This is a genomic window from Achromobacter sp. ACM01, from assembly GCF_014851745.1.
GTDB classification, from domain to species: domain Bacteria; phylum Pseudomonadota; class Gammaproteobacteria; order Burkholderiales; family Burkholderiaceae_B; genus Achromobacter; species Achromobacter aegrifaciens.
Window position 1 is genome coordinate 41,923 of the sequence record NZ_JACVAF010000008.1, and the last position, 26,082, is coordinate 68,004.

At 67.0% G+C, this 26,082-nt stretch carries 21 protein-coding genes; 14 read left to right on the top strand and 7 right to left on the bottom strand.

Translation table 11 applies throughout. The features are described from left to right. Positions 1-115 precede the first annotated feature (115 nt). Positions 116-2,320, top strand: a complete 2,205-nt coding sequence (locus IB268_RS27650) for a TonB-dependent siderophore receptor (RefSeq protein ID WP_175214125.1) — start codon at positions 116-118, stop codon at positions 2,318-2,320. Positions 2,321-2,336: 16 nt separating this feature from the next. Here the strand turns inward: IB268_RS27650 and IB268_RS27655 are convergent, their stop codons facing one another. The 3 genes from IB268_RS27655 to IB268_RS31140 form a co-directional block, all read right to left on the bottom strand. Next, the gene (locus tag IB268_RS27655) at positions 2,337-2,936 is read right to left on the bottom strand and encodes a hypothetical protein (protein WP_054452962.1); all 600 of its coding nucleotides are present in this window, start codon (positions 2,934-2,936) and stop codon (positions 2,337-2,339) included. Positions 2,937-3,137: 201 nt separating this feature from the next. After that, on the bottom strand, positions 3,138-5,729 hold the full coding sequence (gene acnB, locus IB268_RS27660) for a bifunctional aconitate hydratase 2/2-methylisocitrate dehydratase (RefSeq protein WP_054452959.1): 2,592 nt from the start codon (positions 5,727-5,729) through the stop codon (positions 3,138-3,140). A 141-nt stretch (positions 5,730-5,870) separates the two neighbouring features. After that, on the bottom strand, positions 5,871-7,499 hold the full coding sequence (locus tag IB268_RS31140) for an FxLYD domain-containing protein (RefSeq protein ID WP_225589273.1): 1,629 nt from the start codon (positions 7,497-7,499) through the stop codon (positions 5,871-5,873). A gap of 285 nt (positions 7,500-7,784) precedes the next feature. Between IB268_RS31140 and IB268_RS27675 the strand changes: the two genes are divergently transcribed. Beyond that, positions 7,785-8,549 (top strand): sulfite exporter TauE/SafE family protein, encoded by a 765-nt coding sequence (locus IB268_RS27675; RefSeq protein ID WP_054452957.1) that lies wholly within the window; start codon positions 7,785-7,787, stop codon positions 8,547-8,549. Positions 8,550-8,579: 30 nt separating this feature from the next. On the opposite strand, the gene IB268_RS27680 is transcribed toward IB268_RS27675, so the two are convergent. Both IB268_RS27680 and IB268_RS27685 read right to left on the bottom strand, forming a co-directional pair. Then, positions 8,580-9,020, bottom strand: a complete 441-nt coding sequence (locus IB268_RS27680) for a CBS domain-containing protein (protein ID WP_054452955.1) — start codon at positions 9,018-9,020, stop codon at positions 8,580-8,582. 81 nt (positions 9,021-9,101) lie between these two features. Continuing rightward, positions 9,102-10,007 carry a LysR family transcriptional regulator gene (locus IB268_RS27685; protein WP_054452953.1) on the bottom strand — a complete coding sequence of 302 codons (906 nt, stop codon included), beginning with the start codon at positions 10,005-10,007 and terminating at the stop codon, positions 9,102-9,104. A gap of 155 nt (positions 10,008-10,162) precedes the next feature. On the opposite strand from IB268_RS27685, the gene bktB reads away from it, so the two are divergent. Then, complete coding sequence (gene bktB, locus IB268_RS27690; RefSeq protein ID WP_054452951.1) at positions 10,163-11,344, top strand: beta-ketothiolase BktB; 1,182 nt, start codon at positions 10,163-10,165, stop codon at positions 11,342-11,344. Positions 11,345-11,407: 63 nt separating this feature from the next. Here bktB and IB268_RS27695 read toward each other — a convergent pair whose 3' ends face one another. Then, on the bottom strand, positions 11,408-12,178 hold the full coding sequence (locus tag IB268_RS27695) for an IclR family transcriptional regulator (protein WP_119450004.1): 771 nt from the start codon (positions 12,176-12,178) through the stop codon (positions 11,408-11,410). A gap of 112 nt (positions 12,179-12,290) precedes the next feature. On the opposite strand from IB268_RS27695, the gene IB268_RS27700 reads away from it, so the two are divergent. The 11 genes from IB268_RS27700 to IB268_RS27750 all read left to right on the top strand — a co-directional run bounded on the left by IB268_RS27700 (position 12,291) and on the right by IB268_RS27750 (position 25,016). Next, positions 12,291-13,169: an enoyl-CoA hydratase gene (locus IB268_RS27700; RefSeq protein ID WP_225591512.1), complete on the top strand. Its 879-nt coding sequence runs from the start codon at positions 12,291-12,293 to the stop codon at positions 13,167-13,169. Next, complete coding sequence (locus tag IB268_RS27705) at positions 13,166-15,250, top strand: acetate--CoA ligase family protein (protein ID WP_192355141.1); 2,085 nt, start codon at positions 13,166-13,168, stop codon at positions 15,248-15,250. Before IB268_RS27700 ends, IB268_RS27705 begins: the two co-directional genes overlap by 4 nt. Positions 15,251-15,279: 29 nt before the next feature. Then, positions 15,280-16,248 (top strand): tripartite tricarboxylate transporter substrate binding protein, encoded by a 969-nt coding sequence (locus IB268_RS27710; protein WP_125473428.1) that lies wholly within the window; start codon positions 15,280-15,282, stop codon positions 16,246-16,248. Positions 16,249-16,252: 4 nt separating this feature from the next. Next, complete coding sequence (locus tag IB268_RS27715; protein WP_192355142.1) at positions 16,253-17,440, top strand: acyl-CoA dehydrogenase family protein; 1,188 nt, start codon at positions 16,253-16,255, stop codon at positions 17,438-17,440. A gap of 5 nt (positions 17,441-17,445) precedes the next feature. Continuing rightward, a complete protein-coding gene (locus IB268_RS27720; protein WP_192328758.1) occupies positions 17,446-18,477 on the top strand; it encodes an acyl-CoA dehydrogenase family protein in 1,032 nt (343 codons plus the stop codon). Between the two features lie 33 nt (positions 18,478-18,510). Then, complete coding sequence (locus IB268_RS27725; protein ID WP_059372341.1) at positions 18,511-19,281, top strand: hypothetical protein; 771 nt, start codon at positions 18,511-18,513, stop codon at positions 19,279-19,281. A 167-nt stretch (positions 19,282-19,448) separates the two neighbouring features. Next, positions 19,449-20,201, top strand: coding sequence for a GntR family transcriptional regulator (locus IB268_RS27730; protein WP_175163182.1), 753 nt, complete (start codon positions 19,449-19,451; stop codon positions 20,199-20,201). After that, a complete protein-coding gene (locus IB268_RS27735; RefSeq protein WP_192355143.1) occupies positions 20,152-21,468 on the top strand; it encodes a malonyl-CoA decarboxylase domain-containing protein in 1,317 nt (438 codons plus the stop codon). The genes IB268_RS27730 and IB268_RS27735 overlap by 50 nt, the downstream gene beginning before the upstream one ends. Positions 21,469-21,513: 45 nt before the next feature. Continuing rightward, positions 21,514-22,305: an enoyl-CoA hydratase/isomerase family protein gene (locus IB268_RS27740; protein WP_119449998.1), complete on the top strand. Its 792-nt coding sequence runs from the start codon at positions 21,514-21,516 to the stop codon at positions 22,303-22,305. Positions 22,306-22,310: 5 nt separating this feature from the next. Then, positions 22,311-23,852, top strand: a complete 1,542-nt coding sequence (locus tag IB268_RS27745; protein WP_192355144.1) for a malonyl-CoA synthase — start codon at positions 22,311-22,313, stop codon at positions 23,850-23,852. Between the two features lie 192 nt (positions 23,853-24,044). Next, on the top strand, positions 24,045-25,016 hold the full coding sequence (locus IB268_RS27750; protein WP_192355145.1) for a tripartite tricarboxylate transporter substrate binding protein: 972 nt from the start codon (positions 24,045-24,047) through the stop codon (positions 25,014-25,016). Between the two features lie 42 nt (positions 25,017-25,058). Here the strand turns inward: IB268_RS27750 and IB268_RS27755 are convergent, their stop codons facing one another. Then, positions 25,059-26,015, bottom strand: a complete 957-nt coding sequence (locus tag IB268_RS27755; RefSeq protein WP_054452926.1) for an aldo/keto reductase — start codon at positions 26,013-26,015, stop codon at positions 25,059-25,061. Between the last annotated feature and the right edge of the window lie 67 nt (positions 26,016-26,082).

The following is a 26,082-nucleotide window of genomic DNA, read 5'->3' on the forward strand; positions in this document are numbered from 1 at the left end:
GGTGCAGCCGGCCCGGCAAGGCCCTGGCCTTCCGGCACATTCCAGACGCATCCGTAATTCTTAGTGCGCGCGTGACCCCATCGGGATTTTGATCTCTGCCTGCGAACTTCCCGACATGAAAATCCGAACTCTTGCCTGCATGGCCGCCGCGCTGCCGTGCTATCTCCCCGTTGTCCACGCCCAATCCGCGTCCGATCAGGCCGGCTCCGTCGTTTCCATGGACGCCATCAAGGTCGAAGCCAGCGCCGATGCCTCGGCCGGCGGCCTGGCCGAACCCTTTGCCGGCGGGCAGGTCGCCCGGGGCGGCCGCGTCGGTTTGCTGGGTACGCAGGACCTGATGGACACGCCATTCAGCATCACCAGCTACACCAATGAACTGATCCAGGACCGGCTGGCCCGCAGCGTGGGCGACGTGCTGCAGAACGACCCGGGCGTGCGCGTGGCGCGCGGCTTCGGCAACTTCCAGGAGTCGTACTTCATCCGCGGCTTCATCCTGGGTTCGGACGACGTGGCCTACAACGGCCTCTACAGCCTGCTGCCGCGCCAATACATCGCCACCGAACTGTTCGAACGCGTGGAGGTTCTGCGCGGCGCGTCCACCTTCCTGACGGGCGCGGCGCCCGGCGGCGGCGGCATCGGCGGGGTGATCAACCTGGTGCCCAAGCGCGCACCGAACGAACCTCTGACCCGTGTTACCACCGGCGTGTCCAGCGGCGGGCAGTTCCAGTTGTCCACCGACATTGCTCGCCGCTTTGGCCCGGGCGACAGCACCGGCATCCGGCTCAACGCCGCACAGCGCAGCGGCGATACCGGTATCGACGATGAACATTCCCGTACCAGCCTGGTATCGCTGGGCCTGGATTGGCGTTCGGCCGACACCCGTTTGTCTGCCGATATCGGCTGGCAGGAGAACAAGCTCAAGCGCGCGCGTCCCAACGTGACGCTGGGCGCCGGCGTCACCAAGGTGCCCGACGCGCCCGACGCCAGCTCCAACTATGCGCAGCCCTGGTCGTATTCGAACGAGCGCGACGTCTTCGGCACCGTGCGCGGCGAACATGATTTCAGCGACAAGCTGACCGCCTACGCGGCCTTTGGCATGCGCCGCAGCGATGAAGCGAATTCGCTGGGCAACGTCACGCTGACCAACGGCAGCACGGGGGCGGGCACCTTCTACCGCTTCGACAATACCCGCGAAGACAGCGTGAACACGGGCGAACTGGGCCTGCGCGGCAAACTGCGCACGGGGCCGGTAGGCCACGAGTTCGTCGTGTCGGCATCCTTCTTCGACCTGAAGAAGAAAAATGCCTATGTGATGGACTGGCAGAACACGTATCCCACCAATATCTACAACCCGATTTCGTATGACAAGCCGCCATTCAGCGCCACCGCGCTGCGTGGCAACGACCTGGACGATCCGGCGCTGCAAGGCCGCACCCGCCTGAGCAGCTACGCCATCGGCGACACGCTGTCGTTCCTGGACGACAAGGTGCTGCTCACGGCGGGCATCCGCCATCAGCGCTTGTCGCAACGCGACTACGCGTACAACACCGGCAAGGAAAACGGCGCCTACGACGCCAGCCATAATTCGCCCGCCGCGGGCCTGGTCGTCAAGGTCGCGCCCAGCGTTTCGCTGTACGCGAACTACATCGAGGCGCTGGTCGCGGGACCGACCGCCCCGGCCAATGCCGGCGGCAAGCCGGTGCCCAACGCCGGCCAGAGCCTGCCGCCCTTCGTCTCCAAGCAGAAGGAAATCGGTGCGAAGTATGAAGGCGACGGACTGGGCGCGGGACTCGCGCTGTTCTCGACCGACAAGCCGCGCGCCATGTACAACGCCAGCAACGAACTGACCACGTCCGGCAAGGACCGCCATCAGGGCGTGGAGCTCACCATGTACGGCGAGCCCGTCAAGAGCGTGCGCCTGTTGGGCGGCCTGACTTGGCTGGACGCCACGCAGCGCTCCACCGGCAACCCGTCCATCGACGGCAACCGCGTGATCGGCGTGCCGCGCTTCCAGGCGAACATGGGCGTGGAATGGGACATCCCCGGCGTGCCGGGCCTGGCGGTGGATGGCCGCGTGGTCTATACCGGTTCGTCCTACGCGGACGACGCCAACACGCTCAAGGTGCCGGGCTGGACCCGCTTCGATGCGGGCCTGCGCTACATGATGGACGTGGACGGCCACGTCGTGACCCTGCGCGCCCGCGTGGACAACATCGCCAACCGCAACTACTGGTCGTCGGTGGGCGGTTATCCGGGTAACGGCTATCTGGTGCTGGGCGGACCGCGCACCTTCTCGCTCAGCGCGAGCATGGACTTCTGAGTTCAGGCGGCGGCGTTCACCAGAACCAGCCGCCGCGCGTGAGGTCGCTCTCGCAGCTCTTGTACTGCGCGGCGAACTTCTGGGCCCGTGCCTGCACTTTCTGCGACACGGTCTTGAGCCAGGCCTTGCGGTCGTAGCTGCGGTTGCGGTAGCCGGTCCAGCCTTCGTGGTAGTTCAGGTATTGGCCATAGGCGTCGGACTTGGACACGCCGTTGATGCGCTGGGTCTTGTTCATGTACCAGCCCATGAAATCCAGCGCGTCGGCGAAGTCGTCGCGGCTGGAACCCCAGCCGCCGGCATCTTTCTTGTAGTCGTCCCAGGTCTCGTCCTTGACCTGGGCGTAGCCGTAGGCGGAACTGACGCGTCCCCAGGGGATGAAGCCCAGGAAGTAATAGCGCGGCGGCACGGCGTCATGCTTGAAGGAGGACTCCTGGTACATCATGGCCATGGGCACCGGCACGGGCGCACCCCATTTCTTCTGCACCTTCAGGGCGGCATCGTGCCAGTCCGGCTTTTCGCGAAAGATGGCGCAGATGTTCTCGGGATTCGAGGGCGGCGCGGTGGCGCAGCCGGCAAGCGCCAGCAATAGCAGCGGCGGCAGCAAAAGCCGGGTCATTGGCGGTCTTCCTCCGGAGATCGGGGCAGGGTTGGGGGCGGATGTCACAAGTTACCGCGATTGTATGAAAACGTATCGCGGAAAAAGTTCCGTCCCTGAAATTCTCCGACCCGTGCCGCATGCGCCAGGCAAAGAAAAACGGCCCCGGATTGCTCCGGGGCCGTCTTGCAGGCGATGCAGCCAGGTTGCGCTGCCCGATGCTTAGACTTCGATGACGTCAGCCACGTCCTTGTAGTCCGCGATCTTGTCGAAGTTCAGGTACTGGTAGATCTGGTCGCCGCTCTTGTTGATGACGCCCATGTCGGCCATGTACTCGTCCTTGGTCGGGATGCGGCCCAGCTTCGAGCAGATGGCGGCCAGTTCGGCCGAACCCAGGTACACGTTGGTGTTCTTGCCCAGGCGGTTCGGGAAGTTGCGGGTGCTGGTCGACATGACGGTCGCGCCTTCGCGCACCTGTGCCTGGTTGCCCATGCACAGCGAGCAGCCCGGCATTTCCGTGCGGGCGCCGGCGGTGCCGAACACGCCGTAGTGGCCTTCCTCGGTCAGCTGGGTGGCGTCCATCTTGGTCGGGGGGGCGACCCACAGCTTGACCGGGATGTCGCGCTTGCCTTCCAGCAGCTTGGAGGCTGCGCGGAAGTGGCCGATGTTGGTCATGCAGCTGCCGATGAACACTTCGTCGATCTTGGCGCCAGCGACTTCCGACAGCGTCTTCACGTCGTCAGGGTCGTTCGGGCAGGCCACGATGGGCTCGTGCACGTCGGCCAGGTCGATCTCGATCACAGCGGCGTATTCGGCGTCGGCGTCCGGCTCCAGCAGCTTGGGGTCGGCCAGCCAGGCTTCCATGGCCTTGATGCGGCGGCCCAGCGTGCGCTCGTCTTCGTAACCGTTGGCGATCATCCACTTCAGCATCACGATGTTGCTGTTGATGTACTCGATGATCGGTTCCTTGTTCAGGCGCACCGAGCAGCCGGCGGCCGAACGTTCGGCGGAAGCGTCCGACAGTTCAAAGGCTTGTTCGACCTTCAGGTCGGGCAGGCCTTCGATTTCCAGGATGCGGCCGGAGAAGATGTTCTTCTTGCCTTGCTTGGCAACCGTCAGCAGGCCTTGCTTGATGGCGTACAGCGGAATCGCGTTGACCAGGTCGCGCAGGGTCACGCCGGGCTGCAGCTTGCCCTTGAAGCGGACCAGCACCGATTCCGGCATGTCCAGCGGCATCACGCCGGTGGCGGCGGCAAAGGCGACCAGGCCCGAGCCGGCCGGGAACGAGATGCCGATGGGGAAGCGGGTGTGCGAGTCGCCGCCGGTGCCGACGGTGTCGGGCAACAGCATGCGGTTGAGCCACGAGTGGATCACGCCGTCGCCCGGGCGCAGCGAGACGCCGCCGCGGGTGCTGATGAATTCCGGCAGCGTGTGGTGCGTCTTGACGTCCACGGGCTTCGGATAGGCGGCGGTGTGGCAGAACGACTGCATCACCAGGTCGGCCGAGAAGCCCAGGCAGGCCAGATCCTTCAGTTCGTCGCGGGTCATGGGGCCGGTGGTGTCCTGGCTGCCGACCGAGGTCATCTTCGGTTCGCAGTAGGTGCCCGGGCGGATGCCCTTGCCTTCGGCCAGGCCGCAGGCGCGGCCGACCATCTTCTGGGCCAGCGTGTAACCGCGGCCGGTGTCGGCGGGGTCCTTGGGCAGGCGGAACAGCGTCGAGGCCGGCAGGCCCAGCGCTTCGCGCGCCTTGGCGGTCAGGCCGCGGCCGATGATCAGCGGAATGCGGCCGCCGGCGCGCACTTCGTCGAACAGCACGTCGGACTTCACTTCGAATTCGGCGATGACTTCGCCGTTCTTCAGGGCGCGGCCTTCATAGGGGCGCAGTTCGACCACGTCGCCCATTTCCATCTTGGAAACGTCGAGTTCGATCGGCAGGGCGCCGGCGTCTTCCATGGTGTTGTAGAAGATCGGGGCGATCTTGTTGCCCAGGCACACGCCGCCGAAACGCTTGTTCGGCACGAAGGGGATGTCTTCGCCGGTGAACCACAGCACCGAGTTGGTGGCCGACTTGCGCGACGACCCCGTACCCACCACGTCGCCGACGTAGGCGACCAGGTGGCCCTTTTCCTTCAGGGATTCGATGAACTTGACCGGACCGCGCTTGCCGTCTTCTTCCGGTTCGAACGCGGCGCCGTCGCGCTTGTTCTTCAGCATCGCCAGGGCGTGCATCGGGATGTCGGGGCGGGTGGTGGCGTCGGGAGCCGGCGACAGGTCGTCGGTGTTGGTTTCGCCAGGCACCTTGAAGACGGTGATGGTCAGGCTCTGCGGCAGTTCCGGACGGCTGGTGAACCATTCGGCGTCGGCCCAGCTTTGCATCACGGACTTGGCGTTGGCGTTGCCCTTGTCCGCCTTTTCCTTCACGTCGTGGAAGGCGTCGAACATCAACAGGGTCTTCTTCAGCGCATCGGCGGCGATGGTGCCGATTTCAGCGTCGTCCAGCAGGTCGACCAGCGGGCCAATGTTGTAGCCGCCCAGCATGGTGCCGAGCAGTTCAGTCGCCTTGGCGCGGCTGATCAGCGCACAAGCTTCCTTGCCCAGCGCCACGGCAGCCAGGTACGAAGCCTTGACCTTGGCGGCGTCGTCCACGCCGGCGGGCACGCGGTGGGTCAGCAGGTCAACCAGGTTCTGCTCCTCGCCAGCGGGCGGGTTCTTGAGCAGTTCGATCAGTTCAGCGGTTTGTTTGGCCGTAAGGGGCAGCGGGGGGATCCCCAGAGCCGCGCGTTCGGCAACGTGTTGGCGGTAATTATCCAGCATGTGAGGCCTGCTCAAAGTCGGGTTGGAAGAAGGGTTGTTCGCCGAATTGTAGAGGGAACAGGGGGACGCAAGCAAATGTCTTATATCTTATATAAGACTTGAGCCCATAGCTGTTGCTTAAGGGCGACGCAGGACGGCACCCTAGCGCGGCCCGGCGTCGTACACCACGCCCACCCGGGCGAAGTTGCCGCCGTATTGCTTGACGTCGACCTGGAACGGCGCGCTTTCCTCCGGCTTGAGCTTGGGCAGCCGCAATTCCTGGAAAACCGCGCCGGTCAGCTTGTCCTGGGCGTCGTAAAGGCTGATCCAGACCTTGACGTTCTCGACCTCGGCCTGGCTGTCATTGCGCACGCGGCCGTGCACGGTCACGTACTTGTAGCGGAAGCGGTGGGTGAAGTTCAGGGTGCCGGTGCCGACCTGGGCCTCGGTGTTCTCGACCGTGACCGCCAGCTTGGGGCGCGGGCCGGGCAGGGCGGCGCGCTTGGCGGGCAGCCAGTCGGTCTTGACCTCGGTATAGCGGTCGACGCGGCCGGTCAACGCCACCGGCACCCGCTCGCCGGGGTACAGGCGCGCCGGCAGGCTCCAGCTCTGGCGCAGGTCCAGCCGGTTGGAACCGTCGAACACCGTAATGTTGGCTTTCGGCGACAGGACGACGTACTGGTCGCTGGTGTTGACCAGTTCGGCGTACAGGACCGGGCGCTCGATCTCGTCGAGCAGGCGGCGCGGCGCGGACAGCTTGAGCGCGCTGGCGTCGAACAGCGCGAAGTCCGGATCCAGCAGTTCCGCGGTCGTCAGGCGCACGTGCTCGATGATTCGCGGGTCGGCCGGGCTGACGCGCACGATGCGGCTGGCGGGCGTTTCCGCCTTGGACGCGGCAGACGCTGCCGTGTGGGTCTCGCTTTGCACCATGTAGTCGTAGGAGGCGACCCGGCCCTCGGTCAGCATCTCGCAGCGCACGTCAAAGGAGGTCAGCGCGTTCGGCGCCAGCGGGCTGGCGGCGCCGTAGCCGTTGCCGGTGCCGATCAGCTTGCCGTCCTCGTCGTACAGCATCACCGTGATCTGGCTGCTGTTGGCCTCGTTGGCGCCGTTGTTCTTCAAGAGGCCGACCAGGCGGTAGGCGCCGTCGTTGCGCACTAGCTGCACCTTGCTGGCGGCCACGTCGTTGTTCCTGTCCCGCGCCAGCGTCGGCTGCGAGACCTGCAGCGTATAGCGGCTGTAGGCCTGGCTGGGCGTGGAGATGATGACAGGCGTGTACTCGCCCGGCTGCAGCGAACGCGCCGGCGCCGAGCCGGAGTTCGACGGCAGCGACAGGTCGCCCTGGAAGAACGAAGCCGTGACGCGCGGCACGTCGATCTTCTTGCCCGTCTCGTTGCGCATGATCATGACCAGCTGCGTGCGGTCGCGGACCCGGATCTCCTGCACGTCCGTCAGCTTGACCAGCGAGGCGTCGATGGGAGGCGGCGCAGGCGGCTGCCGTGTGACGGTCGGTTTGGACCCGATCATGGAGGCGACCAAAGGCACGGCGATTACGGCGGCGACGGCGACTGCCACCGCCGCGATGGCGCGCGGACCGAGCTGCGGCTTGGGAGCCGGCTGCTGCATCCCGCGCAGGATCTTCTCCAGCCGTTGGGCGACGTTGTCTTCGACCAGCGTGACCGCGTGGCAATGGCTGCAGCGGTATTCGTTGGTGTCCAGCTTGGTGAATTGGGCGCTGCCGCAGGTCGAGCAGGTCAGCGTCACCGTGTTGATCGTGGTCTGTTTGGGCGTCATTCTCGCAGCCGTGCGCGCCGTATCCAGACGGCGCGGCGGATGGCGCGGCGGGAGCAAGGCGCAAGGGATTTACAGGGCGGCAAGGATAGCGGCAGGGCGCGCCGGTCATGGTGCACGAGCGCATCCAGTTGTGACAAAGTGTGAGTCGGCGCGTCCCGGTGCTATGATCGCCGGCGGAAAAAACCCGATCCCAAACCCCTAACGCTGTTCCCCGTCGATCCGCTCCCGCGCCGCGCAACGCGCCGCTCCGGGCAGAGCCGAGGCAGGTCAGGCTCTCCCATTAGCATGAGCATTTCCCAATATTTGCTGTTCCTCGCCTGCGTGGCGCTCGCCACCTATGCGCAGACCATGACGGGCTTCGCCTTCGGGCTGGTGTTGTTGGGCCTGTCGGGCGTGTTCCAGCTGGCTTCCGTGTCCGAAGTGGCCAACGTGGTCAGCGTGCTGTCGCTGGTGAATGCCGCCGTGACGCTGGCACGCGCCAAGCCGCAGGTGAACTGGTCGTTGATGCGGCCCGCGATGGCCAGCAGCCTGGTCGGCGTGGGGGCGGGCGTGGCGGCGCTGGCCTGGATCAGCGGCTCCATGGGCGTGCTGCTGCAACTGCTTTTGGGCTGCACCATCCTGGGCTGCGCGGTGCTGTTGATCGCGCGTGCGCAGCCGCTGGCGCATGTGTCCTCGCGCGGTTCGTTCGTGTTCTTCGGCGCGATTTCCGGCGTGCTGGGCGGATTGTTTTCCAGCGCGGGTCCGCCCATGGTCTATCACCTGTACCGCCAGCCCCTGCCGCTGGCCGCCATCCGCAACAGCCTGCTGATTCTGTTTTCGCTTAACGCGGTCGTGCGCCTGGCGCTCGTGACCGGGCAGGGGGCCTTCATGGCCTCGTCGTTCTGGTTGAGTCTGCTGGCGTTGCCGGTTGTGATCGGCGTCACCTGGGTGGCTCGCCGCTACAGCACGGCGGGCTCGATGAAGACCGTCAAGCGCATGGTGTTCGTGCTGTTGCTGGCGGCCGGCATGGGTTTGATCGTGCCGGCATTCAAGGCGCTCGCGGCGGGCTAGCCGCGAGTCTGTCGCATGGACCGCGCGGCGTCAGCCGCGTTCGCCGGTGATGTAGCGTTCGAGTTCGTGGATGATGAACTTCTGTTCGCTCATGACGTCCTTGACCAGGTCGCCGATGGAAAGCAGGCCGACCAGCTTGCCGTCCTCGATGACAGGCAGATGACGGAAGTGGCGTTCCGTCATCATCGCCATACAGTGTTCGCGCGTGTCCGCACGGCTGACGTAGTAGACGGAATCGGTCATGATGTCGCGCACCTTCGTGGTACGCGAGGAGCGGTCCTGCAGCACGATCTTGCGGGCGTAGTCGCGCTCGGTCAACATGCCCAGCACCGCGTCGCCCTGGACCACCACCACGGCGCCGATGCTGCGTTCCGCCATGATTCTGACGGCTTCGAAAACCGACGCGTCGGGCGAAACCGTCACGACGGAATGATTGGCTTTTTCCCTGAGTATCTCAGCAACTGTCTTCACGATGCGCTCCCGGATCGCTGGTGAGGATAAAACCCATGCTCCATCCTAAGCCTGGCGGCCGTGTTGCCGCAAGCGGCGCGCTTATTTCGCGTTCTTGTCCCGGAACGCCTGACTGGCCATTTCGCGCAGGTTGCGCGTGGCGCTGCGTTCGGTCGCGGGGTTCCATGCCAGCGAAATGCCGATCGTTGCATCCGCGGGAAAATCGGCCAGCGTCTTGTAGACGACGTTGGTGCCGGGCAGGCGCCGGCCGCCGGCCGGTACCAGGGCCACGCCCAGGCCGCTTTCCACCAGGCTGAGCAGCGTCTGCACCTGCACCGCCTCCTGCGTGATGCGGGGCGTGAAGCCGCGCAGCTGGCAGGCGTTGATGGCGGCCATGCGCAGGCCGGCAGCCTCGGTGGCGGTGTACATGATGAAGGCCTCGTCGGCCAGGTCCGCCAGGCGGATGCGGCCGCGCCGCGCCAGCGGATGCGTCTTGGGCACGGCCAGCGCGAAGTTCTCGGTCGTCAGCGGCGCGAGCCGCACGTTCGATCCCATCGCCACCGGCACGCGCACGATGCCGATCTCCAGCGTGTCTTCCTCGAGTTCCTGCATGATGCGTATGGAGGTGGCTTCGCGCAGCACCACGGTGACGCCGGGATAGCGTTGCCGGAACTGCGGCAGGATGCGCGGCAGCACGCCGTGCGTGGCCGAGCCCACGAAACCGATGCGCACGGTGCCGCCTTCGCCCGCGGCGCCGGCGCGCGCCGCCTGCCGGAACTGTTCGGCATGGAACAGGGCGCGGCGCGCCTCGTCCAACGCGGCCAGGCCGGCTTCGGTGAGTTTCACCCCCTGGCGTCCGCGCAGGAACAGCGGCACTCCCACCATCTCTTCGAGCTTGCGTATCGAGACGGACAGGGGCGGCTGCGACATGTGCAGTTTTTCGGCAGCGCGGTGGAAATTCAGCGTTTCGGCCAGGACCAGGAACTGCTGCAGATGACGGAAATCCATGCGGGCGCTCCAGATGGCATTGGGCATGGATGATATGAAGTTCGTATCGATAGGGGTATTGGTGCTATCCCTTCGGTATCGGGCATTCACGCCGCGCCAGCCCCGGGCACAAGACGGCGGCGGTATGATGGAACGCATTACAAGGAGGAAACACCATGAATGAAGTCATCGTCGCGTCCGCCGTCCGCACCGCCATCGGCGATTTCGGGGGCGCGCTGAAAGACGTGCCGCCGTGCGACCTGGGCGCAACCGTCATCAAGGCCGCGCTGGAACGCGCCGCCGTCAAGGGCGATGAGGTCGGGCACGTCGCCGTGGGCCACGTCATCAACACCGAACCCCGCGACATGTACCTGTCGCGCGTGGCGGCCATGAACGCCGGCATCGCCAAGGAAACCCCCGCCTTCAACGTCAACCGCCTTTGCGGTTCGGGCTTGCAGGCCATCGTGTCGGCTGCGCAGACCATCATGCTGGGCGATGCCGAAATCGCCATCGGCGCGGGCGCCGAAAGCATGAGCCGCGCGCCGTACATCGCGCCGGCGCAGCGCTGGGGCGCGCGCATGGGCGATAGCGTGATGCTGGACATGATGACCGGCGCGCTGTCGGATCCGTTCGGCCGCATGCACATGGGCGTGACCGCCGAGAACGTGGCGGCCAAGTTCGGCATCAGCCGCCAGGACCAGGACGCCGTGGCCGCGGAATCGCATCGCCGCGCCGCCGCCGCCATCGACGCGGGCTACTTCCGCGACCAGATCGTGCCGGTGGTGATGAAGTCGCGCAAGGGCGAAGTGGTGTTCGACACCGATGAGCACGTGCGCCGCGACGTCACGGCCGAAAACCTTGCGGGCCTGAAGCCGGTGTTCCAGAAGGAAAACGGCACGGTGACGGCGGGCAACGCTTCGGGCCTGAACGACGGCGCGGGCGCCGTGGTGCTGATGAACGCCTCGGTCGCGGCCAAGCGTGGCGTCAAGCCGCTGGCGCGCCTGGTGGCCTATGCCCACGCGGGCGTGGACCCCAACATCATGGGCATCGGTCCGGTGCCGGCCACGCAGGCCGCGCTCAAGCGCGCCGGCCTGACGGTGGATCAGCTGGACGTGATCGAAGCCAACGAAGCGTTCGCGGCGCAAGCCTGCGCGGTGTCGCGCGAACTGAAGCTGGATCCGGCCAAGGTGAACCCCAACGGCAGCGGCATCGGCCTGGGCCACCCCATCGGCGCCACCGGCGCGATCATCACCGTCAAGGCGCTGCACGAACTGCAGCGCGTGGGCGGGCGCTACGCGCTGGTGACCATGTGCATCGGCGGCGGCCAGGGCATTGCCGCCATCTTCGAGCGGATCTGAAGCGCCTAGGGGCGCCTCTGGGCGCCCGGCCGCAAGACTGCCCCCTCGCTGCGCGAGGGGGCTTTATTTTTCCAGGTAGTCCTGGGCCCACGCCTGGCACTCGGCGCGCAGCAGCGCGCCCATCTGCGCCCGCCGCGGCGCGTCCAGCCGGCTGCTGATCGCGCCGAAGCTGAATGCCACCCAGGTCAGTTCCGACACCCGGAACGCCACGCCCACGCCCGACACGCCGGGCGTGATGGTGTCCACGATTTCCGAATAGCCCGCTGCGCGCGCCTGCCTGACCGATTTCATCAGGGCAGCGCTGGATGCGCCGATCTGCGCGTAAGTAGCGGAGTGCCGCGCGTACAGCGCGGCGATTTCCTCGTCGGGCAGGGTGGCCATCAGCGCCAGGCCGCCCGCGCCCACGCCCAGAAGACGCCGCTCCCCCTGGTCGATGGTGAATACCTTGACGGGGAACGAGCCAGCCTCGCGCAGCAGGCACAGGGCGTAGTCGCCCTGGCGTATCACCAGGAACACCGTGTCGCCCGACAGGCGCGCGAGCTTCTGCGCAAACGGACGCAGCGCGTCCAGGAGCGGCGTGCGCCGCAGCGCCGCGAATCCCAGTTGCATGGAATCCACGCCCAGGCGGTAGCGCCGGGTCGTGGCGTCGCGCTCGGCGAATTGCTCTTCCAGCAGGCAACTGAGCAGCCGGTGCGCGGTGGAGCGTTCCAGTCCGGCCTCGGCCATGACGCCTTGCAGGTCTATGCCGTCTTCCTGGTGCTGCGCCAGTACGCGTAGCAGGCCGAGGGCGCGCCGCATGCTCTGGGTACCGCCAGTGGATCCACTGTTGTTCATAATGTGGGAAATATTGATTGAATATTTTGTATTTTAGGATTCCAGGTGCGTTAATTCAATCCAGTCGACCGCGCCGCCTCTCAAGGCGCGGCAGAACAAGGACGAGGAGACCATGGAATACGCCACCCTGGCCGTCGAGCGGCACGACTCGGTATGCCGCATCAGCCTCGCGCGCGAATCCGCGCGCAATGCCCAAAGCCAGCAGATGCTGGACGAACTGGATGACGCGTTGACGCGCGCAGAACGGGACGACTCGGTGCGGGTCGTGGTGTTGGCCGGGCGCGGCGCGCACTTTTCCGCGGGCCATGACCTGAAGGAAGCCCAGGCCAAACGCGCCGACTTCACGGTGGAGGAGCGCTGGGATTACGAGTCGCGCCGCTACTACGGCTATTGCATGCGCATCTGGGACTTTCCCAAACCGACGGTGGCGCAGGTGCAGGGCGCCTGCGTGGCGGGCGGTTTCATGATCGCCAATATGTGCGATCTGGTGGTGTGCTCCGACACCGCCTATTTTTCGGATCCCGTCGGCCACACGCTGGCGGCCGCCGCCACCGAGGTGCTGATCCATCCCTGGGTCATGGGGCTGCGCAAGGCCAAGGAAATGCTCTACACCGGCGAAAAGGTGGACGCGCAGGAAGCGCTGCGCATCGGCATGGTGAACCGCGTGGTGCCCGAGGCCGAGCTGGACGCCGCGACCCTGGCGCTGGCGCAGCGCATTGCCCAGGCGCCGCCCTTCGGCCTGCGCCTCATCAAGCGCTCGCTGAACCGCACCGCGGACGCACAGGGTTTCCGCACCGCTCTGTCGGCGCATTTCGATACGCACCAGCTGTCGCATCTGAGCGAGGAGTTCCAGGCCGTCCGTGCACGCGGCCTGGCGCAAGCCATCCAGCGCAACAAGCAAATGGCCCCACGCGACGCAAGCGCGCTGCCCCCCGAGGGGGCGCCTTTTGCCTTGGGGCGGCCCGGCGGCAAAACGGGTGAGGCAGCATGACTCTGGACCCCTTGCTCAACCCGCGCTCCATCGCGATGATCGGCGCCAGCGCCGACGCAGGGCGCATCGGCGGCATGCCGCTGGATCTGCTGACGCGCTTCGGCTATGCGGGCGGCATCTATCCCGTGAATCCGAAGTACCAGGAAGTCTTCGGCCGCCGCTGCTGGCCGGACATCGAGTCCGTGCCCGAGGCGGTGGACCTGGCGGTGCTGGCCATCGCGGCCGCGGACGTCACGCCCATGCTGCGCCGCTGCCACGCAAAGGGCGTGCGCGCCGCCATCGTCTACGCCGCGGGCTTTGCCGAAGCGGGCGGCGAGGGCGCGCGCCTGCAGGACGAGCTGGAGGCCTTCGTGGCCGAAAGCGGCATGGCCGTGGCGGGCCCGAATTGCATGGGCTTCGCCAACCTGAACACGCAGGCCTACACGGCGTTCGCCTCGGTCTTCAAGACCGCGCCGGCGCAGACGGGGCCGGGCAAGGTCAGCCTGCTGACGCAAAGCGGCAACGTGTGCGCGGCGGTGTACGCGATCGCGCGCCGGCTGGACCTGCCGTTCTCGCATTTCATCAACACCGGCAACGAAGCCTGCCTGGATTTCTCGCAATACCTGGAGTACCTGGCGGCCGACCCGCAGACGGAAATCGTCCTGGGCTACATAGAACAGTTGCGCGATGGCGAGCGCTTCAAGCGCGCCTGCCGCGAACTGGAGCGCCAGGGCAAGTTGCTGATCGCGCTGAAGGCCGGCACCACGGACAAGGGCGCGCAGGCGGTGCAGTCGCATACCTCGGCGCTGGCCGGGGACCGGCGCGTGTACGGGGCGGCCTTCCGCCAATTGAATGTGATCGAGGCCACCGATTTCGCGCAGATGGCGCATCTGGCCAGCCTGGCCACGCTACGTCACCGCTCGGCGGGCAAGCGCGTCGCGGTGCTGACCATGTCGGGCGCGCTGGGCGCCATCCTGGCGGACAAGTTCATCGGCGCAGGACTGGAGTTGCCCGATCTGCCGCCGGACCTGCAGGCGGTACTGCGCGGCGGGATTCCCGACTACGGCATGGTCGGCAATCCGGTGGACGTGACCGGCAACGTGGTCAACGATCCCGCCTTTGTGCATACCGTGCTGGAAGGGCTGGCCACCACCGATGCGATCGACGCCGTCGTCGTGTATGCGCCCGGCTACATGCTGGACCGCATGGCCGACGCGCTGACGGACGTGTCGCGCCGGCACAAGCGCCTGTTCGTCGCCATCGATACCGGCGTGGCCCAGAGCCGCGCGGCCTTGCGCGACGCCGAGGTGGCCGTGTTCGAGGACTTGGGTCTCGCGGTCGCGGCCCTGGCGCCTTACCTGCTGTGGTGCGAGGCGCGCGGCGCCAAGCGCATCGCGGCGGCGCCGCAACTGGACGCGCCAGCGGTGCCGGCTGTGCCCTGCAATGAAGCGGATGCGCGCGGGTACGTGGCTGCTTTCGGCCTGCCGCAAGCGCGGACCAAGGTGGCCGCGAACGCGGATGAAGCCGTCGCGCAGGCGCGGGAGGCCGGATATCCGGTTGCCCTGAAGATACTGAGCGCCGACATCGCCCACAAGACCGAGGCGGGCGGCGTGGCGCTGAACCTGGCCGACGACGACGCCGTGCGCCGCGCGTACGGCGAGGTGACGCGGGCGGCGGCCGCGGCGCAGCCAGGGGCGCGGATCGACGGCGTGATGGTGCAGAAGATGGAGCGCGGCGTGGCCGAGATCATCGTCGGCGCCACGCGCGATCCCGTCTTCGGTCCGGTGCTGACCGTGGGGCTGGGCGGCGTGTTGACCGAGCTGTACCAGGACACCAGCCATCGCCTGCTGCCGGTGGACGAGGACATTGCGCTGCAAATGCTGCAGGAGCTCAAGGCCTACGCGCTGCTTGACGGTTATCGCGGCAAGCCCCAGGCCGACGTGGCGGCCGCGTGCCGCAGCATCGTGGCCGTGGGCAATGCCTTGCTTGCCGCGCCCGCGCATGTGGCGGAAATCGAAGTCAATCCATTGCTGATCAAAGAGGCTGGACAGGGCGTTGCGGTACTGGACGCGCTGATCCTGCCCGCAACCCGTAGCGCCTAGCGCGCAATCCATCCCAGGAGGAGACAAGCATGATGAAGAAACTATTGGCCGGCGTCGCGCTGGCTTGCATCGGCGTCACGGGTCCGGCCATGGCCCAGGACAGCTATCCCAACCGTCCGATACGCATCGTGGTGCCGTTCTCGCCAGGAGGCGCGACCGACATTATGAGCCGCCTGCTGGCGGAAAAGCTCAGCGGCAAGCTGGGCCAGCCGGTAATCGTGGAAAACAAGCCGGGCGGCGGCACCATGATCGCGTCCGACTACGTGTCGCGCGCCGAACCCGACGGCTATACCTTGCTGATGGCGGCTTCGTCGCTGGGCATCGCGCCCAGCATCTACGCCAAGGTGAACTACGACCCGATCAAGGACTTCGCGCCCATCAGCCAGGTGGCGTCGGTGGTGCACGTGCTGGAAGTGCATCCCTCGGTGCCGGCCAAGAACGTGGGCGAGCTGATCGCCTACCTGAAGGCGAATCCGGGCAAGGTCAGCTACGGTTCGGTCGGCACCGGCAGCTCGACCCATCTGGAAGCCGAACTCTTCAACAGCATGGCGGGCGTGCAGATGACGCACATCCCGTACAAGGGCAGCGCGCCAGCGCTCAACGATCTGGTGGCGGGCCGCCTGCAGGTCATGTTCGACGCCTGGGCCTCATCCGGCCCCTTCGTGAAGGACGGCAAGCTGCGCGTGTTGGCGGTGACTACCGCCCAGCCCTCGGCCTCGGTGCCGGATCTGCCGACCGTCGCGGCCTCGGGCCTGCCGGGCTATTCCGCCATGCCCTGGCTGGGCCTGGTGGCGCCGGCGCGTACGCCGCAGCCGGTGGTGGACAAGATCTACAGCAATCTCGCGCAGATCCTGCAGCAGCCCGACGTCAAGGCGCAGTTCACCGGCCTGGGGCTGGACATCATCGGCAGCGATCCCAAGACTTTCGCCGCTTTCATCCGCCAGGACGTGACCACGTGGGCCAAGGTCGCGCGCGATTCGAACATCCGCCTGGAGTAATGGCATGACGCAGTTGGAAAGCGCCGCGCGGGAAGACGAGACGTTCCGCCTGGACCTGCGCGGCTGGCTGGCATCGGCCTACGCGGGTTTCGTCAAGGATTGGCCGGGCGGGGCCGAGCCGCGCAGCCTCGATTTCCGGCGGGCCTGGGAAGACACCCTGTGCGCCAACGGCTGGTCCGGTTTGGGCTGGCCCAAGGAGCACGGGGGCCGCGCCCTGCCGCTGTCGCGGCAGGCAGTGTTCCACGAAGAGCACGCGCGCTGCGGCGCGCCGCTGGGCGTGAACCTGATCGGGCACGGCATCCTGGCGCCGACGCTGCTGCATTTCGGCACCGAGGCGCAGAAGCGCCGCTTTTTGCCCGGCATCCTGTCGAACCGCGAGGTCTGGTGTCAGGGCTATTCGGAACCGGGCGCCGGCTCCGACCTGGCGTCGGTGCGCACGCGGGCGGAGGCGGCGCCGGGCGGCTATCGCTTGAACGGCCACAAGATCTGGACCTCGTTCGCCGACCGCGCGCAATGGTGCTTCGTGCTGGCGCGCACCGATGCGCAGGCGCCCAGGCACAAGGGGCTGAGCTTCCTGCTGGTGGACATGCGCAGCCCGGGCGTGCGGGTCGAACCGATCCGGCAGATCACGGGCGAGGCCGAATTCTGCGAGGTGTTCTTCGAGGATGTGTTCGTGCCTGAAGACTGCCTGCTAGGTGCGCCGAACCAGGGCTGGAAAATCGCCATGGCCGCGGCCAGCTTCGAGCGCGGCACCTACTTCATCCCGCGGCTGGTGCGCTTCGCGCAGGAACTGCGCCAGGTGCGCGAACTGGCGTTGCGCGCCGACGCCTACGGCCACGTTCCGGCGTCCTCGGCGGCGGTGCGCCATCAGTGGGCGCGGCTCGCGGCCGACAGCCATGTGCTGGCGTTGAAGTCGCAGCGCGCGCTGGCCGGCGCGATGCGCGGCGATCCGCCGGGGCCCGAGGGGTCTTCCACCAAGATCCATTGGAGCGAAGCGCATCAGCGGCTGCTGGAACTGTCGCTGCAACTGCTGGGCGAGGATGCCTGCCTGGCGGACGACGCGAGCGACGCGCATGCCGCCGAACTGACGCATGCCTATCTGTGGTCGCGCGCCGAAACCATATTGGCCGGCACCTCCGAAATCCAGCGCAATATCATCGCCGAGCAGATGCTCGGCCTGCCCAAGGCTTGAACCTCATGGATCTGCATCCGACCGAAGACCAGCGCATGCTGGACGACGCGGCCCGGCGCTTTCTGGCCGACCGCCATCCGCCCGCCACGGCACGCGCCGCGGCCGGCAAACCCTATGAAGCGCGCCTGGCGCAATGGCGCGAGATCGCCGCCCAGGGCTGGCCGGCGTTGCTGGCGCCGGCCGCGCAGGACGGACTGGGGCTGGGCATGCGCGAAGCCTGGATCGTGGCCGAAGCCGCCGGGCGGCACCTGTTGAGCCTGCCGCTGGCGGCCAACATGGCGATACTGCCGACCCTGTGCGCGGCGGGGCCGGCCGCGGGATGGGCTGCCGCCGTGATGGCGGGCGACACCTACTTTGCTGACGCTGCCGTGCGTCCCGACGGATCGGTCTTCATCGAAGGCGCGGGCGAGGGCGTGCGTGCACTGGCCGTGCGGCGCTTGAGCGCCACCGCCCTGCGCCTGGAGGCGCTGGCGCCCGTATCCGGCGAGGCGCGGCTCGATCCCACCATGCCGGTGGCGCGTGTGACCCGCCCGCAATTGCTGGACAGCGTCGATCTGGAGGTCGAGGCGGGAACCTGGGAGCGCCTGCGGACGCGCCTGCGCCTGTTGCGTTCGGCTGAGCTGCTGGGCGCTGCCTCGGTCGCGCTGGACATGGCGGCGGCCCATGCACGCGAACGCCGGCAATTCGACCGCGCCATCGGCGCCAATCAGGCGATCAAGCATCGGCTGGCGGAAGACTGGATGGCCCTGGACGACGCCAGGCTGGCGGGCGTGGCAGCGGTCGCGGCGCATGACGCGGACGCGGCTTCGGCGGAACGCGACAGCCTGTTCGCGCCATTGCTTGCGGTGGAGGCGGGCCGGCGCGCGGCGCAGAACGCCATCCAGGTCCACGGCGCGTTGGGCGTCACCTGGGAGTGCGATGCGCACCTTTACCTGAAGCGGGTGCTGCGGCTGGCGGCCGGCCTGCAAGCCGAAACGTCCCGCGCGGAACTGCTGGAACGCATCTGGGAGAGCGGGGACGACCGGCTGGCCGCCTGACGCAGAGGCGGCGTCCGACCTACAATCGCCGCCATGCATAAATCGAACTTTCCTTCCGAGCTGGACCAGCCGACCCTGTCCGAGGTGGACGGCGTCCGCTATCTGCACTTCAACACCGTCTGGGTCCAGGGCGCCATGCGCATCAAGAACCCGTCGGAGCTGGTGCTCGAGTACACCGCCCAGATGATGGCCTGGCTGCTGTTCCTGGAGCCGCCCAAGGACGAAGCCATCGGCATGCTGGGCCTGGGCGCCGGCTCGCTGGCGCGCTACTGCGTGAAGCACACGCGCAGCCCCTTGCTGGCGGTGGAATGGAATCCGCGGGTGACGGCGGCCTGCCATATGTTCTTCCGCCTGCCGGGCGCGAACCGCCTCGAAGTCGAACACGCCGACGCCGGCGCCTGGGTGGCCGATCCGCTCAACGCGGGGCGTTGCCCGGTGCTGATGGTGGACTTGTACGACGCCATGGCCGAGGGACCGGTGCGCGACAGCGTCAAGTTCTATCGCGACTGCCGCCGCGTGCTGGGCGAGGTCGGCGTGCTGGCCGTGAACCTGTTCGGCCGCCACGAGAGCTTCGGCAAGAACATCGACAATCTGTCCAAGGCCTTCGACGACCGCATCGTGCTGCTGCCCGAGGTCGAGGCGGGCAACCAGATCGTGCTGGCGTTCTCTGGCCCGCGCCTGGAAGTCACTCCCGCCGAGCTGTTGGCCCGCGCCGAGGTGGTGGAGGCCAAATACGGCCTGCCGGCGCGCCGCTGGGCCCGCTCCCTGACCCGCCACGCGGTCGATGGGGTGCTGCACTTCTGATTTTGTCCCCATTTTTCGAGATGAATCGACGGGCCTCCGGATGCCGGAGGCCCTTTTTATTCCTAGGGTAGCTACCGAGGAGCAAGGGGTTTTCTTTTTCCCGCATCCAGCACTATCATGGCCTTATTCATAATTATGAATTACGGTGCAGTCCAGGCCGCTGACCCATGACCCTTCCCATCGTCCGGCAAGCCCTCTACCTGGAAGTCGCGGATCGCCTGCGCGGCATGATCCACGCGCGTTCCCTGCGCAACGGCGAATGGATAGACGAATTGCGCCTGGCGGGCGAGCTGGGCATCTCCCGCACCCCCTTGCGCGAGGCGCTCAAGGTGCTGGCCACCGAAGGGCTGGTGCGGCTGGAGCCGCGCCGCGGCTGCTTCGTCAATGAACTCTCGGCGCAAGACCTGGAAGACATCTTCCCGCTGATGGCCATGCTGGAAGGGCGCTGCGCCTTCGAGGCCGCGCGCAAGGCCAGCGATGCCCAACTGGCCGAGCTTGAACCCCTGCACGCGGCGCTGGCGGGCCATGCCCAGGCTGGCCGCATCGATGCCTACTACAAGACCAACTACCTGATCCACGAAGCGGTGCAGGCCCTGGCCGGCAACCAATGGCTGTCGGACATGGTGGGCAATCTGCGCAAGGTGCTGAGCCTGTCGCGCCACCGCAGCCTGTCCCAGCCCGGCCGCATCCAGCAGTCCTGCGCCGAGCACCTGGCCATATTCGAAGCGCTCAAGGCGCACGACAGCGAGGCCGCGCAGGCGCTCGCGCACAACCACCTGATGCGCCAGCTGGAAGCGCTGCGCGCATTGAGCCATGCGGACGCCGCCGATGCGGCGCCGTCCGATCCCATCGTCATCGAGGAGCCCGCCCATGTCCGCACCCGCCAATCTCGCGCCCGCGCGCGGCGCACGCACGCCTGAGCCCGAGGCCGAGGCCATCGATGAAGCGGCCGCCGCCGAAAGCGCGGGCCTGATGTCCCGCCTGGGCAAGCTGTGGGAACGCGGCCGGCTGCCCAGTGAATCCGAAGTCCGGCGCTTGTTCGAAGCGCGCCTGACCGACGTGGCCGCCAACAAGCTGGCCCGCCGCTGGTGCGAACAGTACAGCGCCGCGGATGGCAAGGACCGCCGGCTGATGCTGACCGCGCTGGCGCAGGCGCGCGGCAGCTACGCTGGCGAAGGCGGCGAGGGCGTGCGCCTCTTCAAGCGCTTCAATGCGCAGCCCCAGGGCCTGCGCTTCCTGGTGGAGCTGCGCGCGGACATGCTGCGCTGGCGCAAGCAGGTGGCGGGCATTCAGATGCTGGACAAGGACCTCGAGGGTCTGCTGTCCGCCTGGTTCGACGTGGGCCTGCTGGAACTGCGGCCGCTGACCTGGGATTCGCCTGCGTCGTTACTGGAAAAGTTGATCCTTTACGAAGCCGTGCACGAGATCACCTCCTGGGACGACCTGCGCCGCCGCGTTTCGCCGGACCGTCGCTGCTACGCCTATTTCCATCCGCAGATGCCGGGCGTGCCGCTCATCTTCGTGGAAGTCGCCTTCGCCAGCCAGATGGCCGACAACGTGCAGGTGCTTTTGGACAGCACCCTGCCGCCGCAGGACCTGGACAAGGCGCGCTGGGCCATCTTCTATTCCATCTCCAACACGCAACCCGGCCTGAAGGGCATCAGCTTCGGCAACTTCCTGCTCAAGCGCGTGGTGGAGCAGCTGCTGCATGAACTGCCCAAGCTGAAGTCCTTCGCCACGCTGTCGCCCATCCCGGGCTTCGCCGACTGGCTGGGCAAGCTGGACGCCGAGGCGGTGGAGGCCATCGTGCGCGAGGACAAGGTGCGCGCCAAGGCGCGCAAGCGCGAGGGCGTGCCCGACGGGCGGCGCTGGGTTGCGCGCCTGGCCAAGGCGGCCCAGGGCAAGGCCGCCGACGTGGTCAAGCGCGCGGGTTTCCGCCTGACAGCCAATTATCTGCAGTCCATGAAGAACGGCATGCCGGTGGACGCGGTGGCGCGTTTCCACCTGGGCAATGGCGCGCGCATCGAACGGCTCAATTGGGCCGCGGATACCTCGCCCAAGGGACTCAAGCAGTCCTGCGGCTTGATGGTGAACTACCTCTACGACCTCGACGAGCTGGATGACAACCTGGCCCGGCTGGGCGAGGGCAAGCCCCAGGTCAGCCGCGGCGTGGGGCGGGTGGCATAGGCGTCGCGCCCGCGGCGCAACTACATAAGAAAGAGGGCAGGAGACATGACGGACAACGTGGCCGGCCGCGTGCTGCTGGAACGCGAGGGCGATCTGGCGCGGGTGACGCTATCGCACCCGGGGCGCCTGAACGCGATCACCGTGGGCATGTGGCATGAACTGCGGGACGTATTCACGCGCATTGCGCAGGACGATACCGTGCGCTGCGTGATCGTGCGCGGCGAGGGCGGCAACTTCGCCGCCGGCGCCGACATTCGCGAGTTCCCCGCGCAGCGCGGCGACATGGCCGGCGTGCAGCGCTACCACCGCCAGGTGCTGGCGCCTGCCTTGCAGGCGGTCGCCCTGTGTCCGCATCCGGTCGTCGCGCAGATCGAAGGCGTATGCGTGGGCGGGGGGCTTGAGATCGCCAGCCAGTGCGATCTGCGGATCGCGGGCGAATCCGCGCGTTTCGGCGTGCCGATCAACCGCCTGGGATTTCCCATGGCGCCGGACGAAATGAGCGGCCTGCTGGCCTTGGTCGGACGCGCCGCCACCCTGGCCATCCTGCTCGAAGGCCGCGTGTTCGGCGCGGCCGAGGCCCGCGAGCTGGGCCTGCTGACGCGCGTCGTTCCCGACGACCAGGTGGTCGACGCGGCCAAACGCAGCGCCGAGCGCATCGCGGCTGGCGCGCCGCTGGCCGCCCGCATCAACAAGCGCCTGTCGCGCAGGCTCGCCGCCGGCGGCGCCTTGACCGAAGACGAATACCAGGATTATTTCTCGTACGCCGACAGCCGGGACCACAAGGAGGGCGTGCGCGCCTTCCTGGCCGGCGTGGACCCTTCCTTTTCCGGAGACTAGACAAGGTGACCAACGCTAATCTATATGCTGTCCTGCAAGGCGGCTTTCCCAAAGACCGCAGCAAAGTCGCGCTGGAAACGCCCGACTTGCAATACACCTGGGACGACATCGATCGCGCCACCGCGTGCCTGGCCAATCTGCTGACCTCGCTGGATCTGCCGGCCGGTTCGCGCGTGGCGGTGCAGGTCGAAAAGTCGCCCGAAGCGCTGCTGCTGTACCTGGCCACCTTGCGTGCCGGCCTGGTCTACCTTCCGCTGAATACCGCCTACCGCGAATCGGAAATCGAGTACTTCCTGGGTAATGCCGAGCCGGCCGTGGTGGTCTGCGCCAGCAAGAACCTGGACTGGGTGCAGCGCGCGGCAGACAAGGCGGGCACCGCGCACGTGTACACGCTGAATGAAGACCGCAGCGGCACGCTGCTGGATGCCGCGGGCGGCCTGCCGCAGACTTTCAAGACCGTCGCGCGCAAGCCCGACGATCTGGCCGCCATCCTGTACACGTCCGGCACCACCGGGCGCAGCAAGGGCGCGATGCTGTCGCACGGCAACCTCGCCGCCAACGCCCGCGTGCTGCACGACTATTGGGGTTGGCGCCCGGACGACGTGCTGCTGCACATGCTGCCGATCTTCCATGTGCACGGCCTGTTCGTGGCCTCGCATGGCGCCTTGCTGGCAGGGGCCAGGATGATCTGGCTGCCCAAGCTCGACGTCGACCAGGCCTTGCACTACCTGCCGCAGAGCACCGTGATGATGGGCGTGCCAACGTACTACGTGCGTCTGCTGGCCGACCCGCGCTTTGACCGCAGCGTCTGCGCCAACATGCGCCTCTTCATCTCGGGCTCGGCGCCCTTGCTGGCAGAGACCTTCTCGGACTTCCAGAAACGCAGCGGCCACGCCATCCTGGAACGCTATGGCATGAGCGAGACGGTCATGCTTACCTCCAATCCCTATGACGCCAAGCTGGGCGAACGCCTGGCGGGTACCGTGGGCCGCGCTCTGCCGCAAGTGCAGGTGCGCGTGGTCGACGATGCCGGCATCGCGCTGGCGCCGGGCGAGATCGGCAACGTGCAGGTGCGCGGGCCGAACGTGTTCTCGGGCTACTGGCGCATGCCGGAAAAGACCGCCGAGGAATTCACCGCCGACGGCTGGTTCAAGACGGGCGACGTGGGCCGCTGGGGCGGCGAGTCCGCGGGACGCGACGTGCCCGCCGACTACCTGTCCATCGTGGGCCGCAGCAAGGACCTGATCATTTCCGGCGGCTTCAACGTGTACCCCAAGGAGATCGAAACGCTGATCGACGACATGCCCGGCGTGGCCGAATCGGCGGTCATCGGCGTGCCGCACGCAGACTTCGGCGAGGCCGTGGTGGCCGTGGTGGTGCCCAAGGAAGGCGCGGCGCTGGACGCGGACGCGATGCAGGCCGAGCTGAAATCGCGCATCGCCAATTTCAAGGTACCCAAGCGCGTGCACATCATTGGCGAACTGCCGCGCAACACCATGGGCAAGGTGCAGAAGAACGTGCTGCGCGAAACCTACAAGGCGCTCTGACGTACTTGCCGACCGCTCCCCGATCTGGGGAGCGGGTTTTCTTCAGGCCCGGCGTGTGATGCGCAGGCCATCTTTCAGGAGCGCTCGCCCCCAAAAAAACCGCAAGTCCCAGCAGCCCATTCCATACAAAAACTTCAAGAGACGAGACGCACATAACCGCGCCGTCCCCATGCTGCAGCAAGAGGAGACAATATGAAATATCGCACCACCGCCGCGGCCGTATTCGCCGTGGCCGCCCTGGGCTTTGGCGGCGTCGCCGCCGCACAATGGCCCGAACGCCCGATCACGCTGATCGTCCCGTTCCCCGCAGGCGGCGGCACGGACACCTTTGCCCGTCCGCTGGCCCAGCAACTGACCACGCAGCTGGGCCAGCCCGTGGTCATCGACAACAAGGGCGGGGCGGGCGGAACCGTGGGCGCGGGCGTCGCGGCCAAGGCCAGGCCTGACGGCTACACCTTCTTCATGGGCGGCGCGCACCATGCGCTGGCCCCCTCGCTGTACAAGAACCTGAACTACGACATCCAGAAGGACTTCGTGCCGGTCGCGCTGGTCGCCCAGCCGCCGCAGGTCATCGTCATCAATCCGTCCAAGCTGCCGGTGAAGACGGTGCAGGAATTGATCGACTACGCCAAGAAGCGTCCCGGAGAAATCAACTTCGGCACTGCCGGCAAGGGCAGCACGCATCACCTGGCCGGCGAGCTGTTCGCCATGCAGACCGGCATCAAATTGGTGGACGTGCCCTACCAGGGCGCCGGGCCCATGCTGTCGGCCCTGATCGGCGGACAGGTGGACCTGGCGTTCGACGGCCTGGGTTCGTCCGCCGGCCATATACGCTCCGGCACGATCAAGCCCCTGGCCGTGGCTGCCACCGAACGCTCGCAATCGCTGCCCGACGTGCCCACCACCGCCGAGGCCGGCGTGCCGAACTACGTGGTGTCGACCTGGTACGCGATCTGGGCGCCCGCTGGCACGCCCAAGGAAGCGGTGGATCGGATGAGCGCCGAGATCACCAAGGCCCTGAATGCGCCGAAGATCAAGGAAACCTGGGCCGGCAACGGCTCGGCCGTGCCCACCCTGACCGGCGCCGAGTTCGGCAAGTTCGTCGATAGCGAGGTTGGGCGTTGGGCCAAGGTGGTGAAGGACTCGGGGGTGAAGCTGGATTGATGGCCGCGAGTCAGGCGTGCGCCACGTGGCGCGCGCCCTCCCTCACCGCCATTCACTCGCCTGGCTCAGCTTGGCCAACTGATCATGCGTCAGCGCCAGGCTGGCCGCCTTGACCAGTTCGTCCAGTTGCTCGAGCGAGGTCGCGCTGACGATGGGCGAGGTGATGCCGGGTTGCGCGATCTGCCAGGCCAGCGCGGCCTGGGCGGGCGTGCAGTTGGCGTCCTCGGACACTTCGTCCAGCGCTTTCAGGATCCGGTAGCCGCGGTCGTTGAGATAGGTGTCGACGATCTTGCGTCCGCGCGGGCTCTTGCCCGCGTCCGCGGGGCTGCGGTACTTGCCGCTGAGGAATCCGCTGGCCAGGGCGTAATAGTTGATCGTGCCCATCTGCTGCGTCTTCACCAGGCTTTGCAACCCGGACTCGAAGGGTTCGCGGCGGTACAGGTTGTATTCCGGTTGGATGCTCTCGTAGCGCGGCAGGCTGTGCCGTTCGCTCGCGATCAGCGCTTCGGACAGCCGCACCGCGGTGTAGTTGGAGGCGCCGATGGCGCGCACCTTGCCGGACTCGATGTGCTTGGCGTATTCGGCCAGGGTGTCGGTCAGCGGCGTGTCGGGGTCGTCCTGGTGCGACTGGTAGAGGTCGATGTGGTCCGTCTGCAGCCGGGCCAGCGAGGCTTCCAGCGAACGGCGGATGTAGGCGGGCGCCAGGCCCTTGGCGTCGGGTCCCATTTCCATGCCGACCTTGGTGGCGATCAGCACGCGGTCGCGCTTGCCGGAGCGCTTCAGCCATTTGCCGATCAGGGTCTCGGATTCGCCGCCCTGATTGCCCGGAACCCAGCGCGAATACACGTCCGCCGTGTCGATGAAGTTCAGGCCGGCGTCCACCAGCGCGTCCAGCAGCGAGTACGTGCCGGCTTCGTCCACGGTCCAGCCGAAGACGTTGCCGCCGAAGGTGAGGGGAGGAATCTGCAGGCCGGAACGGCCCAATGCGCGTTTGATCATGGTGAGGCCTCTGGATGCTGCGGTTGGCGGCGTGAAAGAAGTCCGGTTTCTGCGGATCCGGCCGCTG

Coding starts and splice junctions, on each gene's coding strand:
- IB268_RS27720 (WP_192328758.1), top strand. CDS start 17,446: ATGGATCTGCATCCGACCGAAGACCAGCGCATGCTGGACGACGCGGCC.
- IB268_RS27700 (WP_225591512.1), top strand. CDS start 12,291: ATGGAATACGCCACCCTGGCCGTCGAGCGGCACGACTCGGTATGCCGC.
- IB268_RS27730 (WP_175163182.1), top strand. CDS start 19,449: ATGACCCTTCCCATCGTCCGGCAAGCCCTCTACCTGGAAGTCGCGGAT.
- IB268_RS27650 (WP_175214125.1), top strand. CDS start 116: ATGAAAATCCGAACTCTTGCCTGCATGGCCGCCGCGCTGCCGTGCTAT.
- IB268_RS27695 (WP_119450004.1), bottom strand. CDS start 12,178: ATGAACAACAGTGGATCCACTGGCGGTACCCAGAGCATGCGGCGCGCC.
- IB268_RS27655 (WP_054452962.1), bottom strand. CDS start 2,936: ATGACCCGGCTTTTGCTGCCGCCGCTGCTATTGCTGGCGCTTGCCGGC.
- IB268_RS27740 (WP_119449998.1), top strand. CDS start 21,514: ATGACGGACAACGTGGCCGGCCGCGTGCTGCTGGAACGCGAGGGCGAT.
- IB268_RS27710 (WP_125473428.1), top strand. CDS start 15,280: ATGATGAAGAAACTATTGGCCGGCGTCGCGCTGGCTTGCATCGGCGTC.
- IB268_RS27755 (WP_054452926.1), bottom strand. CDS start 26,015: ATGATCAAACGCGCATTGGGCCGTTCCGGCCTGCAGATTCCTCCCCTC.
- acnB (WP_054452959.1), bottom strand. CDS start 5,729: ATGCTGGATAATTACCGCCAACACGTTGCCGAACGCGCGGCTCTGGGG.
- IB268_RS27725 (WP_059372341.1), top strand. CDS start 18,511: ATGCATAAATCGAACTTTCCTTCCGAGCTGGACCAGCCGACCCTGTCC.
- IB268_RS27735 (WP_192355143.1), top strand. CDS start 20,152: ATGTCCGCACCCGCCAATCTCGCGCCCGCGCGCGGCGCACGCACGCCT.
- IB268_RS31140 (WP_225589273.1), bottom strand. CDS start 7,499: ATGACGCCCAAACAGACCACGATCAACACGGTGACGCTGACCTGCTCG.
- IB268_RS27705 (WP_192355141.1), top strand. CDS start 13,166: ATGACTCTGGACCCCTTGCTCAACCCGCGCTCCATCGCGATGATCGGC.
- bktB (WP_054452951.1), top strand. CDS start 10,163: ATGAATGAAGTCATCGTCGCGTCCGCCGTCCGCACCGCCATCGGCGAT.
- IB268_RS27675 (WP_054452957.1), top strand. CDS start 7,785: ATGAGCATTTCCCAATATTTGCTGTTCCTCGCCTGCGTGGCGCTCGCC.
- IB268_RS27715 (WP_192355142.1), top strand. CDS start 16,253: ATGACGCAGTTGGAAAGCGCCGCGCGGGAAGACGAGACGTTCCGCCTG.
- IB268_RS27750 (WP_192355145.1), top strand. CDS start 24,045: ATGAAATATCGCACCACCGCCGCGGCCGTATTCGCCGTGGCCGCCCTG.
- IB268_RS27685 (WP_054452953.1), bottom strand. CDS start 10,007: ATGGATTTCCGTCATCTGCAGCAGTTCCTGGTCCTGGCCGAAACGCTG.